This window comes from Streptomyces sp. Ru62, from assembly GCF_002920615.1.
Lineage (GTDB): Bacteria > Actinomycetota > Actinomycetes > Streptomycetales > Streptomycetaceae > Streptomyces.
On the sequence record NZ_PQSU01000015.1, the window covers coordinates 16097 to 32829 of the forward strand.

General features: G+C 70.5%; 12 protein-coding genes, 1 tRNA gene and 2 pseudogenes. 6 read left to right on the forward strand and 9 right to left on the reverse strand.

Annotation, left to right across the window (positions count from 1 at the left end):
- Positions 1–45 precede the first annotated feature (45 nt).
- From C3492_RS21140 to C3492_RS21150, 3 genes and pseudogenes are all read left to right on the forward strand, one after another.
- Complete coding sequence (locus tag C3492_RS21140) at positions 46–810, forward strand: CDP-alcohol phosphatidyltransferase family protein (RefSeq protein ID WP_103813327.1); 765 nt, start codon at positions 46–48, stop codon at positions 808–810.
- 356 nt (positions 811–1166) lie between these two features.
- Positions 1167–4008 (forward strand): annotated as a pseudogene (locus tag C3492_RS21145) (ABC transporter substrate-binding protein).
- 89 nt (positions 4009–4097) lie between these two features.
- Positions 4098–4700 carry an HD domain-containing protein gene (locus tag C3492_RS21150; RefSeq protein WP_103813328.1) on the forward strand — a complete coding sequence of 201 codons (603 nt, stop codon included), beginning with the start codon at positions 4098–4100 and terminating at the stop codon, positions 4698–4700.
- A gap of 69 nt (positions 4701–4769) precedes the next feature.
- Here C3492_RS21150 and C3492_RS45890 read toward each other — a convergent pair whose 3' ends face one another.
- The gene (locus tag C3492_RS45890) at positions 4770–5069 is read right to left on the reverse strand and encodes a hypothetical protein (RefSeq protein WP_258055797.1); all 300 of its coding nucleotides are present in this window, start codon (positions 5067–5069) and stop codon (positions 4770–4772) included.
- A 190-nt stretch (positions 5070–5259) separates the two neighbouring features.
- Between C3492_RS45890 and C3492_RS45895 the strand changes: the two are divergent.
- Both C3492_RS45895 and C3492_RS21165 read left to right on the forward strand, forming a co-directional pair.
- A pseudogene (locus tag C3492_RS45895) lies at positions 5260–5370 on the forward strand (phosphohydrolase); the annotation flags it as partial.
- A 136-nt stretch (positions 5371–5506) separates the two neighbouring features.
- On the forward strand, positions 5507–5842 hold the full coding sequence (locus tag C3492_RS21165) for a hypothetical protein (RefSeq protein ID WP_258055798.1): 336 nt from the start codon (positions 5507–5509) through the stop codon (positions 5840–5842).
- A 296-nt stretch (positions 5843–6138) separates the two neighbouring features.
- Here the strand turns inward: C3492_RS21165 and C3492_RS21170 are convergent, their stop codons facing one another.
- The 6 genes from C3492_RS21170 to C3492_RS21195 form a co-directional block, all read right to left on the reverse strand.
- Positions 6139–6633, reverse strand: coding sequence for a hypothetical protein (locus tag C3492_RS21170; protein WP_103813330.1), 495 nt, complete (start codon positions 6631–6633; stop codon positions 6139–6141).
- 54 nt (positions 6634–6687) lie between these two features.
- Entirely contained in the window at positions 6688–8562 is a 1875-nt protein-coding gene (locus tag C3492_RS21175; RefSeq protein WP_103813331.1) for a discoidin domain-containing protein, read from the reverse strand.
- Between the two features lie 130 nt (positions 8563–8692).
- Positions 8693–10057, reverse strand: coding sequence for a GH1 family beta-glucosidase (locus C3492_RS21180; RefSeq protein WP_103813332.1), 1365 nt, complete (start codon positions 10055–10057; stop codon positions 8693–8695).
- A 29-nt stretch (positions 10058–10086) separates the two neighbouring features.
- The gene (locus tag C3492_RS21185; RefSeq protein ID WP_103813333.1) at positions 10087–10926 is read right to left on the reverse strand and encodes a carbohydrate ABC transporter permease; all 840 of its coding nucleotides are present in this window, start codon (positions 10924–10926) and stop codon (positions 10087–10089) included.
- A 31-nt stretch (positions 10927–10957) separates the two neighbouring features.
- On the reverse strand, positions 10958–11944 hold the full coding sequence (locus C3492_RS21190) for a carbohydrate ABC transporter permease (RefSeq protein ID WP_103813334.1): 987 nt from the start codon (positions 11942–11944) through the stop codon (positions 10958–10960).
- 5 nt (positions 11945–11949) lie between these two features.
- Positions 11950–13266, reverse strand: a complete 1317-nt coding sequence (locus C3492_RS21195; RefSeq protein ID WP_103813335.1) for a sugar ABC transporter substrate-binding protein — start codon at positions 13264–13266, stop codon at positions 11950–11952.
- Positions 13267–13595: 329 nt separating this feature from the next.
- On the opposite strand from C3492_RS21195, the gene C3492_RS21200 reads away from it, so the two are divergent.
- Complete coding sequence (locus C3492_RS21200; RefSeq protein ID WP_258055800.1) at positions 13596–14789, forward strand: phospholipase D-like domain-containing protein; 1194 nt, start codon at positions 13596–13598, stop codon at positions 14787–14789.
- Between the two features lie 105 nt (positions 14790–14894).
- Here C3492_RS21200 and C3492_RS21205 read toward each other — a convergent pair.
- Both C3492_RS21205 and C3492_RS21210 read right to left on the reverse strand, forming a co-directional pair.
- Positions 14895–14979 (reverse strand) — tRNA-Leu (locus tag C3492_RS21205).
- Positions 14980–15142: 163 nt separating this feature from the next.
- Positions 15143–16717, reverse strand: coding sequence for an aldehyde dehydrogenase family protein (locus tag C3492_RS21210; RefSeq protein ID WP_103813337.1), 1575 nt, complete (start codon positions 16715–16717; stop codon positions 15143–15145).
- Positions 16718–16733: the final 16 nt, after the last annotated feature.

A 16733-nucleotide genomic window follows, 5' to 3' on the forward strand; every position in this document is an offset into this window, starting at 1 on the left:
GTACGCGGCGTTGATCGACTCTGTCACTCGGCCGGAGGGTGTGCGGTGGCCCTGAACAACACGTATGACGCGAGGCTCCAGCAGGAGACCGCTGTGGGAGCGGCTGTGCAGATCCTGCTGCTGGCCCTGCTCGGCTCGGCGATCGGCATGGGGCCGGTCGGCTGGCTGACGGGGCTCGCCTTCGCGTTCGCCACCTGGGCGGTCCTCTCCCGCGCCCTGTACCGCTCCCCGCTCCGTTCCTTCGGCCCCGCGAACCGGGTCACGCTGGGCCGGGCCACCCTGGTCGGCGGGGTGACCGCGCTGGTCGCGGACTCCTTCGAGAGCGCGCCGCCGGTGACGCTGCTGGTCGCGCTGACCGCCGTCGCCCTACTGCTGGACGGCGTGGACGGCAAGGTCGCCCGCCGCACCGGCACCTCCTCCGCGCTCGGCGCGCGCTTCGACATGGAGGTCGACGCGTTCCTGATCCTGGTGCTGAGCGTGTACGTGTCGGCGCAGCTCGGACCGTGGGTCCTCCTGATCGGTGGGATGCGCTACGCGTTCGTCGCCGCGGCCCGGCTCGCGCCCTGGCTGACGGCCCCGCTGCCGCCTTCGTTCGCCCGCAAGACCGTGGCGGCGATCCAGGGCGTCTGCCTGCTGGTCGCGGGCGCCGAGCTGCTGCCGGCCCCGGCCAACCTCGCCGTCGTCCTGCTGGCGCTGGGTTCGCTGGTGTGGTCCTTCGGACGGGACGTGCTGTGGCTGCGGCGCAACGCGCGCGCCGTGCGCCCGGCGCCTGCGCGGCGGGTGCGGGAACTGGTGCCGTCGGGCCGCTGACGGCACCCGGCGCCGCCCGCCGACCGACGCCGGACGGTCCCCGCCGACCGACGCCCGGCGCGGACCGTCGGTCTCGCCGGATTCCCGCGGCTCCCACCCCCCGCGCCCGGGCGTGCGCCCCCCGTCCGGACAGCGGCTCGCGGTCTCCCCTGAGGGAGCGCACGTCCTCCCCCGGTGAACAGGCACGGCCTCCCCACCGTGCCGCCGCCCGCACGGCGTTCCGCCGGGAACGGTTGTCACTGCTGGGCGATATCCTCAAGAGCGCTTGTGACACATGTGTCTTCAGACCACGGGGGGTGTCCATGCACGGCCGTGATCACGGCTTCCCTCAGGACTGCCCGGGTGATCACCCGGGCATGTCGACCGAGGCCGGAATCGACGTCCAGCGGCAGCTGGAGTCCCTGATCCAGGACTTCCGGACCAGCGATCGGCCGATGCCGGTCATCGTGCTGCACGCCGAGGACCCCGCGGACGACGACCGCGTGACCGAACTCGTCGACGAACTGCGCGAAGGACAGCAGCGCCACGGGACGCGCCTGGCCGTCGCCCCGACCGAGCCGCAGCCGGGGGACGTCGACCCGCTGGCCAGGGCCACGCGGCTCCTGTGGGACCTCGGCGACTGGCGGAAGTGGGGCGGCCGCTCCGCCGCCTACCGGCCCTACTCCTTCCCGCGCCTCAACCTCGTCCGCGCCCTCCAGGAGGCCACCGACGCCCCGGAGATGCGCGAGCACTGGCCGACCGCGCCCGCCGGCACACCGGACGGCAACGCGCAGCGGGAGCAGGCCCAGACGCACCTGCTGCGCATCCTGGCCCGGCAGCGCTGGCGGCCCCGCAGGCCCTCGCGCTGGCACCGGCAGTTGCTCCTCAACGACGTGCAGCAGTTCCTGCCCATGGGCATCCTGGGAGCGTTCACCGCGCTGCTCACCCGCCCCGAGTGGTACGTCGCCGCTCTGGCGGGCATCGGACTGATGATCCTGCTCGCCGGCCTCAACCACGTCCCCCGGGCGCGCCCCCCTCTTCCTGTGGCTGCGCACGGAGAGCCGGTGGTTCCTGACCACGACGTTCCTCCAGTCCGCCGCCCGCCGCCGGTCGACCAGCGTGCGACTGCTGCGGCCCGTCAACTCGTGGAGGGCGATAGCGGCCCGCGCCTACGACGTGGCCGAGGCGATGCGGGAGGGCGGCCCGTTCCCGCTCCAGCTGTACGTGCTGGCGCTGTTCGAGGACCTGCGGGACAACCACCGGCGCGCCAGCTGGGACCTGCGGGGCCTCAAGCGGACGCGTCCGCCCGTGCTGTTCCTGCGCCGGATCAGCCGGGAGAACGGCGGTGTCGAACTGATCAGGGCGGTGAGCGACGTCCGCAGCCGGCGCAGTGAGCTGGACCCGCTGCTGATCGTGGGGGGCATGGCGGCGGGCGACGCGGCGCTGCTCGACCGCGGCACGGACGCGGAGCCACCGGCCGGCCGGCCGCAGCCCTGGCGCCTCCAGCAGCGGTTGCGGCACTGGTACGACGAGTGGGCGGGGAACCTCCGGGCCGACCAGTCGCCGAGCCGGACGAACGCCCTGCCCTGGGTGCTCAGGGTGCCGCTGCCCCGCGACGAGCTGGTGCAGTTGCGGCAGACGGACTGGCGGTGCGTGCGGGCCAGGCACCGGCCGCCCCTCGCCCGCGTGGTCTGGTCGGCGTACAGCCTGGTCCTCGTCCTCGTCCTCGCCGGCACCGCTGGTGTCGTCCACTCCCTCGAACTGCACCGTGCCTACTGCTCGGCGGGCCTGGTGAGCGCCGATCGCGACACCGTACGGCGTCCCGCGCCCGGCGGCGGCACGGAGTGCGTCGGCATAGCCACCGGAGACGTGCGGTTCGGCGCGTACCTCGCGGGCGGAGCCGACGGGGACGGCAGGAGGATGCGTGAGCTGGAGGACCTGGTGCGCGCCGAGAACGCCGACGTGCTGCACCACCACCCCGGCACGTACGTCACCGTGGTGTACGCCGGACCGCTGAGCTCCTCCGCGACGGACTCCTCCCTCGTCAAGGGCGCCGAGGAGCTGGCCGGGGTGTACCTGGCGCAGCGCGTGGTCAACGAGAACTACACGGTGAAACTCCGGGTGCTGCTCGCCAACGCGGGTGTGGACATGGGGCAGCAGAGCGTGGCGGCGGACGCGATCGCCCGGTACGCCGACCGCGACCCGACCGTCGTCGGCGTGGTCGGCTTCGGACGTGACCTGCAGAGCAGCACCTACGTCACGCGCCGGCTCCACGAGGTGGGACTGCCCATCGTCTCCGGCACGAACTCGGCGAGCTACCTGCCGAAGCGGTTCTCCAACTGGTTCAGCCTCGCGGCACCCGACGAGCACCAGGCGGAGGCGCTCGGCTTCGTCACCCGGCAGCTGCGCGCCCGCGAGAAGGACCCGTACGCGCTGGTGCTGGCCCGCGACACCAAGGATTCGCAGGACCGCTACACCAGCGAACAGGCCGCCTACGGCGGGAAGATGCTGCTCCGGGAACGGTTCCGGATGCTGCCCGAGCAGCGCTACCGGGTGGCGAACGGCAAGCCTGAACTGCGGCAGCGCGCGGGGAGCATCTGCCGGGCGAAGAACGTTCCCTCGGTGATCTACTTCGCCGGACGGGTCGAGGACATCGGCCCGCTGATGACCCAGCTGGGCACCGAACCGGGCTGCGCGGACCGGGAGATCTCCATCCTCACCGGCGACGACCTGAGCAAGGCCAGGTTCTCCGGCACCGGCGGCCGTGACGGCGTGGCCCCGCGGATCACGCTCTATCACACCGCCCTGGCCGAACTGAGGGAGGCCGCGTCCACGACCGCCTTCTACGAGGACGCCGGCAAGTACCTCCCCTGGCTGGAGGGCAAGAAGGTCACGTACGACTCCACCGACTTCGCCAGCGGCCAGACGGCCCTCGCCCACGACGCCACGCGTGCCCTGTACTGGGCGGCCAGCCTCGGCGACGTGCGCCAGAGCCGGGCGGCGACCTGGGTGAACCTCAGGGGCGTGAAGCTCGACGGGATGGCCACCGGGACGATCGACTTCACGGACGCACCGCTGTACGGCGAACGGCGCGGCCACAGCATCGTGATCAAGCGGGTCCGCAGGACCCCTCGGGGCGTCTCGGAGACGGAAGTGCTGTGCAGCAGACCGGCCGGCAGCACCAGGCCGCTCAGTGTGAAGGAGTGCTCGATCGGATGACCGGAACCGGGCCGGACCGCACCGGCCCGGCCCGAACCCGGGCGGGAGGGCCGTACGGATCGCGCCGCGGCGGTTGTTACGCTCGCCGGATGAGCATTCCGGGACCCGACGAGATCCGTGCGCTGCACGAGAAGTACGCGCCCACCGCCGAGGCGTTCGCGCTCGTCCACACGCACTGCGAGATCGTCTGGAGCGTCGCCCGGCAGCTCCTGTCCGCCCCGCGCCTCGGCCACCTCGACGCCGATCTGGTCCGCGCCGGCTGCCTCCTGCACGACATCGGCGTCTACCGCCTCTACGACGCCGACGGACGGCTGGATCACGCGCAGTACATCCGGCACGGACTGCTCGGCCACGAGATCCTGGAGCAGGAGGGCTTCCCCGAGCCGCTGCGCCGGTTCTGCTCCCACCACACCGGAGTCGGCCTCACCCGGCACGACGTCCTCAGCCAGGGCCTCCCGCTGCCTCCCGCCGACTACCTGGCGGTGACGGAGGAGGAGCGGCTGGTGATGTACGCGGACAAGTTCCACACCAAGTCCCGCCTGTCGGTGTTCCTCACCGCCGACGAGTACGCCGCCCACGTCCGCCGCTTCGGCGAGGACAAGGTCACCGCGTTCCAGGCCCTGCGCGCGGAGTTCGGCGACCCGGACCTGTCCCGGCCGGTGCCGTGCGGCGGCACTTCCGTCAGCCCCTGACCAAGGGCCGCGCCGGGCACATCGTCATGATCGTCGAAAGGCCCGGGAAGGACGGCTGCGGGACGCTTCTCACGTGCCGCGCATCAGCTCCGCGTTGACGGCGTCGACACGTGCGTACAGGGAACCTCCGGTGATGATGCCCGCCCCGATACCCCGGCGATACGGATCGACATCGATCACGGTGACGAGCGCGTTGCCCAGTCCGATCACCACCCACCAGGTCCGCTCGTCCGCCCGCACCCGCCAGGTCGACTTCACCCACTTTCCGGTGTCCGTGCGCACCTCTGCCGAGACCATCTCCCAACTTGCCGGATCGAAGCGGGTCAACGTCTCCAGGGGCGCATCTCGTTGTTGGAGCCGTTCGGTCACGTGCGTGCCATGTGCTCTCAGCTGTACCGGTTCGCGCAGGATGTGCCGGACTCGTGTGAAGAGGGAGTCGGGGCCTGAGTCGACGTGGAAGCGAGCGGTCTCGAAGCGGGGCGGCACGGTGAACTCCTCAAGAGGGGACAGTCCTGACGACACTACGGAATCAGCGGTGACGCCAGAGCTGGTGGAGCCGGTCTGCTCCCACCGCACCGGAGTCGGCTCCACCCGGCACGACGTCCTGGACCAGGGCCTCCCCCTGCCTCCCGCCGACTACCTGGCAGTGACGGAGGAGGAGCGACTGGTGCGCAGGCACGTCCGTCGGCACGTGACCGGGGGCTGCCCAATCAGTGTCCCGCGGTGTGCCGGTCGGCCCCGCGGGTCTTTCGAGCGAACAGAGCGAAGCGTCTGACCCATCATGTTCGTTGGCCTACGGTGAGGTCATGACGACGCAGCCTCTTCCTCACCTGACTCCGACCGGCACCTGCTGGTGCGGCTGTGCCAAGAGAGTCGGCCCAGGATCCTTCTTCGCTCCCGGACACGACAAGGTGGCGGAGGCGGCCCTGCTCGCGGCCGAGTACGGCTCCTCGGTCGCCCAGTTGCTGCACAGGCACGGGTACGGCCCCGGACACTCGGTGAGCGCGCGTGCCGTGTCCGAGGGTGTGTGGCAGAAGTGCCGGTCCTGCGACTACGTCGGCGCACCGGCGAGCATCGCCAACCACGCCAAGAAGGCGCACCCCGTCGCCGTCGGCGAGCAGGCGCGGGGAGCGGAGCGTTGACCGGGTCGGCCTCCAGCCGGCGCGCCGACCTACCGGTCCGCTGCCGCGCCGTGCGGGCGAACTGAGGCGCCCCTCAGCCGCTCCTCTTCCACGCCGGACACCGGTTGTTCTTGCAGTACTCCCCTTGTTGAGCGTCACCCATTCCGGTCCGTCGAGCAGTGCCCTTCCCGAAGACGGTCAGGCCGCCCGAGCTGGACGCCGAGCAGCACGAGACCTGGTCCGGCGATCCGATCCGGTTCCCGGCGGAGGCGGGCGGGTGAAACCGACCCAGCAAGCGCTCGCGTCGGTCGGCTGGATCAACACCGCTGCCCGTACCGGTGGTCGTAGTAGTCCTCGCCGCCCACCAGGACGGAGGTGACGTACTTCGGGAGACCGCCGGCGTTCCGCTCGACCTCCTGTGAGGTCTGCCGGGTGAAGCCGAGCGACACGCCGGGGATCACCGGGTACTCCGGCTGCGACGTGTCGACCGTCCAGCCCCGGCCCGCGGCACGACGGAGGAGGTCCACGGCGGGGGTGGTGAAGACCTCGTCCCCGTGGAGCAGGACGCGCGTGCTGGAGGTGCGGCCCTCGCCGGGCCACCACAGCTCGATCGCGGTGACGTGGGCGCCGCCCTCGACCAGGGCATGTACGCCGACGTGGTCGAGGGTCCAGTACGCCTTGGCCGAGTTCCGGCTCGGGCGTCGCAGCACACGGGGCTCGTCCCGGTCGGGGACCGTGGCGAGCGCCTCGTCGAGCGTCATGCCCAGCATGATCGGCGCCACTCCGCGCGGCGGGTCGAGCACCAGATCCATCGCCGGCCCCTCGGTTCTTCACGGCTCCTCGTCCCAGGATGCCTCAGTCCATCGTCAGCCCTTCTGCTCCACCCGCACCCAGTCCACCTCCGCCTGCACTCCCCCGCCCGCGATCCGGTCCACGCTGGACTGCGGCAGGCCCCAGTAGGGGGTGGTGACCTTGTTCCAGCCGGCCGGGTAGGCGCCGCCGAGGGCGAGGTTCAGGATGACGTACTGGTTGTGGTCGTAGACCCACTGGCCCCGGGTGGACTCCAGCTTGTTGCGGGTCGTCTCCTGGACCAGGCGGTCGTCGACGAAGAACCGCATCGCCGTCGGGGTCCACTCGACCGCGTAGGTGTGCCACTGGTCGGCCGTGCCGCCGCCCGGGTACGTCTGGCGGGCGCCGATGTTGCCGTCGGCCGAGTAGCCGGGGCCGTGCAGGGCCGTGCTGGTCCAGTCGGGGTAGCCGATGTTCTCCATGATGTCGGTCTCGCCGGAGGCCGGCCAGGAGACGGAGGGGTCGTCCACGTTGCTGCCGAGCAGCCAGAACGCCGGCCAGAACCCGTCGCCGACGGGCAGCTTCATCCGGGCGCTGACCCTGCCGTAGGTGAAGTCGACGTGGGTGTTGGTGTCGACGCGGCCGGAGGTGAAGTCGTAGGTGCCGCCGCCCGCGCGGGTGCAGCCCTTGCAGTACTTCGCCCGGAGGATCAACTCCCCGTTCTCGGTGCGGACGTTGTCCGGGGAGTCGACGTACGCCTGCGACTCGCCGTTGACCGGGCCCATCTCGGTGCCGGTGCGAACCACCCGCCACTTGGAGCGGTCGAGCGAGGCGCCCGTGAAGTCGTCGAAGAAGGTGGTGCGGTAGGTGCCCGGCTGGTCGGCGGGCAGGGCCGGATAGGCGGCGGAGGCGCTGCCGCCGGTGCCCCAGACCTGGAACTCGTACAGCGAGTAGCCGAACTGGGCGGTGGCGGGGGCCGGGTTGTAGAAGGAGCGGCGCTCCTTGCCGAGCATGCGGACGTAGCGGCCGGTGACCGGTGCGGGGAGGGTGACGGTGTCGTGCAGGCCCACGGCCTCGGCCGGGGACTTCACGTTGGCGCGGCGGGCGGCCACGTCGGCGGCGGAGGGCTGGTACACCGTGCGCCAGGTGCGGTTGTCGTCGGAGACCTGGAGCTGGTAGTCGACGGCGTAGGCCGCCTCCCAGTAGAGGTCGACGGAGGAGATGACGGACGGGGCGCCCAGGTCCACCGAGACCCAGCGGTCCGCGTTCCAGTCGCTGGACCAGCGGGTCGCGTCGTCCTTGAGGTTGGCGGGCCAGCCGCCGTCGGTGACGAACGCGGGCGAGTTCCCTGCGTGCTGGTACAAGTTGGAGGACGCGGGGTGGTTCAGGGCGAGGTTGGTGCGGGTGGTCGACGCGGGCGCCGGTTCGCCGCCGTAGACCTTGAAGTTCCACAGCGAGTAGCCGTACGGCGTGGCGCGTTCGAGGCCGCGCAGGCGGACGTAGCGGCCGGTGACCTCCTGGGGGTAGGTGTGCGCGGTGACCGAGCCGCCGGTGCCCGCCGTCTCGGTGTAGAAGGGCGTCCAGTCGGTGCCGTTCCGGGACGCCTCCAGCACGTAGCGCTTGCCGTAGGCGGCCTCCCAGTCGAGTACGACGCGGTCGACGCGGATCACCGAGCCGAGGTCGACGCGGATCCAGGCGTCGTCGGCGAAGTCGCTGGACCAGCGGGTGGCGCCGTTGCCGTCGAAGGCGAGGCCGGGCGCGGTGCCGGCGTTCTCGCTGCCGGAGGCGGTGACGGCCGCGGGGTTCACCGCGTAGGCGGTGGCCGCTCGGTCGGTGTCCCAGCTCACGGCGGCGGGGGCCGCGGCGGCGGGCCCGGCCAGGAGCGGGCCGGAGCACAGCAGGGCCGTGGTGGCCAGGGCGGCGAGCAGGGTGCGGGGGATGCGGCTGGGCATGCGGCTCTCCTTGTGGGGTGGAGGTGCGCTTCCTGATCTATGTCGCGTACATGACAGCCATGGGAGGTGTGCTGGGCGGGCCGGTGGACACGCACTCCCCAGCCGTGTCCACCGGCCGTCCGGGCCGGGCTCAGGCGGCCCGGCGTGTCTGGCCGCGGTGGACGCGGACGATGTCCGCGTACCGGCGGCCGGTGCCCTTGATCGTGCGGACCTGGGTGCGGTAGTCGACGTGGACCAGGCCGAACCGCTTGTCGTAGCCGTACGCCCACTCGAAGTTGTCCAGCAGCGACCAGGCGAAGTAGCCGGCCAGCGGGGCGCCCTTGCGGGCGGCCGAGGCGCAGGCGGCGAGATGGCGCTCCAGGTAGTCCTGGCGCTCGGGGTCGTCGACGCTGCCGTCGGGGCGGACCACGTCCGGGAAGGCGGAGCCGTTCTCGGTGACGTAGATCTTCCGGGCGCCGTACTCCTCGGTGAGCCTCAGCAGCAGTGTCTCGATGCCGGACGCGTCGATCTCCCAGTCCATGCCGGTGCGCGGGACGCCCTCGCGACGGACGGAACGGACGTACGGAGCGGGCCCCTCGGGGTCGTCGGCGACGTACGCCGGGAAGTAGTAGTTCAGGCCGAGCCAGTCGAGCGGGGCGGCGATGGTGGCCAGGTCGGTGTCGTCCACCGGGAGTTCGACCCCGTAGGTCTCCACCATGTCGGCGGGGAAGCCGCGGCCGTGCACCGGGTCGAGCCACCAGCGGTTGACATGGCCGTCGTGCCGGCGGGCCGCCGCCAGGTCCTCGGGTCGGTCGGTGACCGGGTGCACGGTGGAGAGGTTGTTGACGATGCCGACCTGGGCGCCGGGGGCGGCGGCGCGGATCGCCTGGGTGGCGAGACCGTGGCCGAGGAGCAGGTGGCAGGAGGCGCGGACGGCGGCGGTGAGGTCGGTCCAGCCCGGCGCCATCGTGCCTTCGAGATGGCCGATCCAGGCCGAGCAGGACGGCTCGTTGAGGGTGGCCCAGAGCGTGACCCGGTCGCCGAGGCGCTCGGCGACGACGGAGGCGTACTCGGCGAACGCCAGGGCGGTGTCCCGCTCCGGCCAACCGCCGCGGTCCTGGAGCACCTGCGGCAGGTCCCAGTGGTAGAGCGTGACGGACGGGGTGATGCCCGCCTCCAGCAGTGCGTCCACCAACTCGTCGTAGAAGGCCAGCCCCTTGGGATTCACCGCACCGGTGCCCCCTGGGACCACCCGCGGCCAGGCCACGGACAACCGGTAGGCATTGACGCCGAGTTGCCGCATCAGCCCGATGTCCTCGCGCCAGCGGTGGTAGTGGTCGCAGGCGACGTCGCCGTTGTCACCGTTCGCGATCTTCCCCGGGGTGTGGGAGAAGGTGTCCCAGATCGAGGGCGAACGGCCGTCCTCGGCGACGGCCCCCTCGATCTGGTACGCCGCTGTGGCCGTGCCCCACAGGAAGTCGTGCGGGAGGGCGGCGAGGTCGATGGGTTCGGACACGGAAGTCCCTTCGGGATCAGGGGTGTGGGTCACTTGACGGCGCCCGCCGTCAGACCCGCGACGAGATAGCGCTGCAACAGCAGGAAGCCGGCCACCACGGGCACACTGACGACCAGCGAGGCGGCCATGATCTGGTTCCAGTACACGTCGTAGAGCGTGGAGTAGCCCTGGAGGCCGACGGCGAGGGTGCGGGTGGTGTCGTTGGTCATGACCGAGGCGAAGAGCACCTCTCCCCAGGCGGTCATGAAGGCGTACACGGCCACCGCGACGATGCCCGGGATCGCGGCCGGTACGACGATCCGGAACAGCGCGCCGATCGGTCCGCAGCCGTCCACCAGCGCCGCCTCGTCCAGGTCGCGCGGCACCGAGTCGAAGTAGCCGATCAGCATCCAGATGGAGAACGGAAGCGAGAAGGTGAGGTACGTCAGGACCAGCCCGCCGCGGGAGCCGAACAGGGCGATGCCGGTCGCGTTGCCGATGTTGACGTAGATCAGGAAGAGCGGGAGCAGGAAGAGGATGCCCGGGAGCATCTGCGTGGACAGCACGGTGACCGTGAAGACGCGCTTGCCGCGGAAGTCGTAGCGGCTGACGGCGTAGGCCGCGAACACGGCGATGACCACCGAGCAGACGGTCGCCGCGCCCGCGACGATCAGCGAGTTCATGAAGTACTTCGCGAGCGGCACGGTCGACCAGATGTCGATGTACGGCCGGATGGTCAGCTCGCTGGGCAGCCAGCGGAACTTGCCGGTGACGTCGGCGAGCGGCTTCAGCGAGCTGGAGATCATCACGTACACCGGGACCAGCACGAACCCGGCGAGCAGAGTGAGGAACACCCGGCGCGACCACAGGAACGAACGCGGGGGCGCCATGGGCGAGTTGCGTGGCGCCGTGAGCGACGGGTCATGCATCGGAGGCCCTCCGTCCGCGCGAGGTCAGCAGCAGGTATCCGCCCGTCACGACGAGCAGGAAGAGCAGCAGCAGAACGGACATGGCCGAGCCGGTGCCGAAGTTCCAGGCGACGAAGGAGGACTGGTAGATGTGCACCGAGATGAGGTCGGCGGCCTCGGGAGCGGCCTTGCCGAACAGCACGTAGGGCGTGTTGAAGTCGTTGAACGTCCACAGGAACAGCACCAGGATCAGCACCTGGTTGACCGGGCGCAGTGACGGCAGGGTGATGCGGCGGATCTGCTGCCACATCCCGGCGCCGTCCAGCGCGGCGGCCTCGTACAGCTCCCGGGGGATGTTCTGCAGCCCGGCCGTCACGATGAGGAACGCGAACGGCCAGCCCTTCCACACGGACACGGTGAGCAGGGCGTAGAAGCTGTTGTCCCCGATGAGCCAGAAGGACGGCTTGTCGGTGAGGTGGAGCTGGTCGTGCAGCACGTGGTTCACCAGGCCGTTGTCGTGCTGGAACATGAACACCCAGGTGATGACGGCCGCGTAGACGGGCAGCGCGTACGGCACCAGGAACAGGGCGCGCAGCAGGCCGCGTCCCCGGAAGGTGCCCTGCATGTAGACGGCGGCGGCCGTGCCGATCAGCCAGCACAGGCCGACCGACAGCAGGGTGAAGCCGACGGTGATGCCGAAGGACTGGAGCAGCGCCTTGCCGACGGGGGCGTCGAAGTCCACCGACACCTTGTAGTTGTCGAAGCCGTTCCAGGGGGCGGTGCCCCAGTCGCGGATGTAGAACTGGGTGAGCTCCTTGAAGCTCATCACGATGCCGATCGCCATCGGCACCAGGTGGACGAGGAGTTCGAGGAGCAGGGCGGGCAGCAGGAGCAGGTACGGCAGGGAGACGCGTCTGATCCGCCCGGTGCGGCGGCGGGGTTCGCGCGCCGCACCGGGGGACGTCTCGCGCACCGGTTCCTTCAGTGCGGTGGTCGTCATCGTGGTCAGGCCGCCGGCATCTGCTGCTGGGCCTTCTCCAGCTTCGCCTTGACCGAGTCGGTGGTCACGGCGCGTCCGGCGGCGGCGTCGGCGAACAGCTCCTTGACGGCCGTACCGACCACCGTCTCGAACTGCGACTCGGACGGCACCTGCGGCAGCACGGCCGCGCTCTTGGCAAGGGTGTCCTTCAGCACCGCGGTGGCCGGCGTGTTGAACGCCGGGTCGTCCTGGGCGGTCCTGACCGGCGGGATGGAGCTGTAGGCCGTGTTGAGGACCTTCTGCTCGGCGTCGGAGGTCATGAACTTCACGAACTTCGTGGCGCCGTCGAGGTTGTGGGTGTTCTTGAAGACGGCGATGTTGATGCCCATGAACGCCGAGTTGACCTGGGTGCCGGGGCCGGGCGTCCCGGAGATGACCGGCACCGGCGCGACGCCGTAGGCGTCCTCGCTCATTCCCTGGGACTTGAGGTTGGCGGCGGCGGACTGCCACAGCAGCATCGCCTGCTTGCCCTTGGCGAAGTCGCTGACGGACTGGTTCTGCGCGTACTCGGCGTCGCCGGCCGGAATGACCTTGTCCTCGGCCATCAGGTCGACGTAGCTCTTCACCGCCTCGACCACCTTGGGGTTGGTGAAGTCGGGCTTGCCGTCGGCGGTGAAGAAGTCGGCCCCGTGCTGCTTGGCGAACACGAAGACGTGGTGGATGTTCTCCGAGACGTTCGAACCCTCGGCGCCGAGCACGGACTTGCCCTTGGCCCTGATCTTCTTGCCGTCCGCGACCAGCTCGTCCCAGGTGGCCGGAGGCTTGCTGATCCCGGCGTCGGCGAAGATCTTCTTGTTGTAGTAGAGGGCGTACGCCATCGAGTACAGGGGTATGGCGGCCGGGTCCTTGCCCTGGACGCCGGTCGAGCCGAGCGCGGTCTCGGAGAACCGCTCCTTGCCGCCTATCCTGGCGAAGTTCTTCTCGTCCCACGACAGAAGTCCGCCGGTCGCCTGCAGGGAGGCGCTCCAGCTGTTGCCGATGTTCAGCACGTCCGGGCCCTGGCCGGAGGTGGTCGCGGTCAGGATCCGGTTGAGCAGATCCGACCAGGGCACGACCTCCAGCTTCACCTTGATGCCGGTCTGCTTCTCGAACTTGTCGAGCTCGGGCTGGAGCACCTTCTTGTCCACGGCGACACTGGCGCCCTGGTTGGAGGCCCAGTACGTCAGCGTCTTGGGTGAGTCGTTCGACCCGCCGTCGGTGGACGATCCGCCTCCGCAGGCCGTGGCCGCGAGGGCGAGAGACAGGGTGACGGCGCCTACGGCCGCGGCTCGGATCCTGCGCATGGCTCCCGGGTCCCTTCAGGGATTGCACTCATGACTTAATTTAGGACGTGAGTTAACCGGCCGGAGAGGCGATCGTCAAGGGATTCGACAGAACAGTTGGGCCGTGCTGAAAGGCGCATGGAAGGCCGCACGGAAGGGCGCGCGGAAGGCGGTGTGCGGAGTCCTTCACCGCGCCGGCCGCGCCGGGAGCGCCGTACACGCCCAGGGCGGAGCTCACGTGCGGACTGTTGCCACGGACAGGAGTGAACGGGCAACCTGGCGCAGGCTCCTGACATACGCTCAGATCCGACCCGTCATGCGAAGGGATCGTTGTGCGTCGACTGACGAAGATGTGGAGGACGGTTCTGGCAGCCGTCCTGCTCCCCGCGACCGTCCTGATTGTCTCCAGCCCGGCCCACGCCGCCGTCACGGTCACCACCTCGGCCGTCTTCAACGACCCGTCAGGCACCACCGCCGACCAGAACCGGATCCGCGACCACATCGTCAGCCTGATCAACGCCACCCCGGCCGGGGAGTCGATCACGGCCGCGGCCTACACGTTCACCGACGACACGGCCGCCCAGGCGCTCGTCAACGCGAAGGCGCGAGGCGTCAAGGTCCGCCTCATCGTGGACCACACCACCGTCACCATGAGCGGAGGCGAGTACACCACCCTCGCCGACGGCCTGGGCACCGACCGCACCCAGCCGTCGTGGGTGATGGCCTGCCCCAGCGCGCGCGGCTGCATCGGAGACCGGGAGCTCACCTCCGGCGATCCCGCGATCAACCACAACAAGTTCTGGCTGTTCTCCAACGTGGGCGGCGCGAGCAACGTGGTGGTGCAGACCTCGCACAACATGACCACCTCACAGCGCACCACCTACTTCAACAACGCCGTGACGATCCCGGACTCCGGCCTGTACGGCATCTACCAGTCGTACTTCTCGGACCTGCTGTCCTACGGCTCCTCCTCGTCGGGCTCCTCCGACTACTACAAGACGCCGATCAGCAGCACCGGCCCGTACAAGGCGTACTTCTTCCCCCGCCACGAGGCGTCCGGCACGTCGTGGAACAACGACGCGAGCACCGACACCGTCAAACTGGTCCTGGACAACGTCAGTTGTTCCGGAGGCACCCAAATCCGCGTGGGCATGAACCTCTTCAGCCGCGACGAGGTCGCCCAGAAACTGGTCAGTCTGGTGAACTCGGGGTGCTCGGTCTACCTGGCGGCCGACGGCGCACCGGGTTCCATGAGCCAGGCCGTGACGGACACCCTCTACGGCAAGCTGACCAAGCGGGTGGAGTGCTACGAGAACAGCCCCGACGGCACCTACAAGATCGGGGTGCACTCCAAGTACCTGCTGATCCAGGGAACGTACGACGGGGTCGCCAACCGCAAGCTGGTGTGGACCGGCAGCCACAACTACACCTACTCGGCGCTGCGGGCCAACGACGAAACACTGCTGAAGATCGACAACCCGGCGATCTACGACCAGTTCAAGGCCAACCACGACACGCTGATGAGCTACTGCGCCGGGAGCTGAACCCGTCCGCCGGCCGGCGGTGCCGGACACCGCGCGGCAGGTACACAGAAAGCGAGGACCACGACCCTCAGGTCGAGGCCCTCGCCACCGTGTCGTCACAGCGAGTGTCCGAGGGGGGACTTGAACCCCCACGCCCGATAAAGGGCACTAGCACCTCAAGCTAGCGCGTCTGCCATTCCGCCACCCGGACCAGGTGTCTGCCGCCTTGCGGGGTGTGTTCCGCGCGGCGACAGGGACAACAATACCAAGGTTTCGGGGTGCGTTTCACCTGCGTATCCGTCCGCCGGGCGAGGCAGGACGCGGGATTGCCAACGGTATACAGTCCGCGAGGTCCCGTGTGCCGAGGGTGAGAGTCAGGGCATGAGCTGGTACTCCGGGAAGTTCCCGGGCAACCGCTCCCCCGCCGGGCCCCGCGTCACCGCCCGGACCAGGAGCTCACCGCCGACGAACGCGCCGCGCCAGGACGCGCCGAAGCCGCCGAACAGCTCGTCCCGGTCGCCGCGGGAGCGCGGGACGCCGTGCCCGGTCTTGAAGGCGCGGATCTGCGGGGCGAGCCGGTCGTAGACGGCCCGGTCGTCGGTGGCGAGCGTGGCCACCAGCGCGCCGTTGGACGCGTTCATCGCGGCCAGCAGCTCGGCCTCGGTGTCGACGAGGACGATCGTGTCGACCGGTCCGAAGGGCTCGGCGTGGTGCAGCGGCGAGGACGGCGGCGGACCGAGCAGGGTGACCGGGTGGACGTAGGCGGAGGTGTCCTGGCCCGGCAGGAAGCGCGCCTCGTCCGGCCGGCCCCGGTACAGCGGTACGGCACCCCGGTCGACGGCCTCGGCCACCTGGTCGGTCAGCTCCTTGGCCTTGGCCGCGTTGATCAGTGGTCCGAAGTCCAGCTCGGGGAGCGGATCGGCCGGGTCCGCCACGGCGAGCGGGTGGCCCACGCGGACGGCCCGGACCGCCGGCAGGTAGGCGGCGAGGAACGCGTCGAAGAGGGAGCGCTGGACGACGAAGCGCGGGTAGGCGGTGCAGCGCTGTTTGCCGTAGTCGAAGAGCCGGGGGACGACGGCGGTGAGCGCCGCCCAGTCGGAGAAGCCCCAGATACCCCAGGTGTTCAGGCCCTCCTGTTCCAGGATGTGCCGTTTGCCCCGGTCGGCGACGTCGGTGGCGACGGCCGCCCCGGTGTCGCGGCCCCCGACGAAGGAGACGCAGCCGATCTCCGGCGCCCGCACCAGCGCCTGGTTCAGCTCGCGCCCGCTGCCGCCGACCAGGGTCAGCGGCACCCCCTCGCGGGCGGCCAGCGCCGCGGCGAGGGTGAGGCACGCCACACCGCCGTCGGTCGGGGTCTTGGCGATGACCGCGTTGCCGGCCAGCGCCTGCACGAGAGCGGCGTGCACGAGCACGCTCATCGGGTAGTTCCAGCTGGCGATGTTCGACACGGGCCCGTCCAGCGGGGTCCGGCCCGTGAGCATCGGTTCGATCCCGTCGACGTACCAGCGCACGCCGTCGATCGCCCGGTCCACGTCCGCGAGCGCCAGCCGCCAGGGCTTGCCGATCTCCCAGACGAGCAGCAGCGCGAGCAGTTCGCGGTGCTCGGCGAGCGCGTCCAGGGTGGCGGCGACGCGGGCCCGCCGTTCGGGCAGCGGGATGTGCCGCCAGGCGCGGTGCTGGTCAAGGGCGGCGCGTACGGCCTGGTGGGCGGTGTCGCCGTCCAGGCGGGGCGCGCCGGCGATGGGGGTGCCGTCGACCGGGGTGGTCGCGGGCAGTGTCCGGCCGTCGGGGCGCCAGACACCGGCCCACAGATTGCCGGCGCCCTGCTCCCGGAAGGCCTCGGGGGCGACCGTGAGACAGCGCTGCCAGGCGTCGGCGTAGGAGGTGCCGGGTTTGAGGAGTGCGACGGGAGGAGGGGGCGGGGGCTGCGGGGTGAGGGTGGGTGCCATGCGTGGTCTCCGCTCT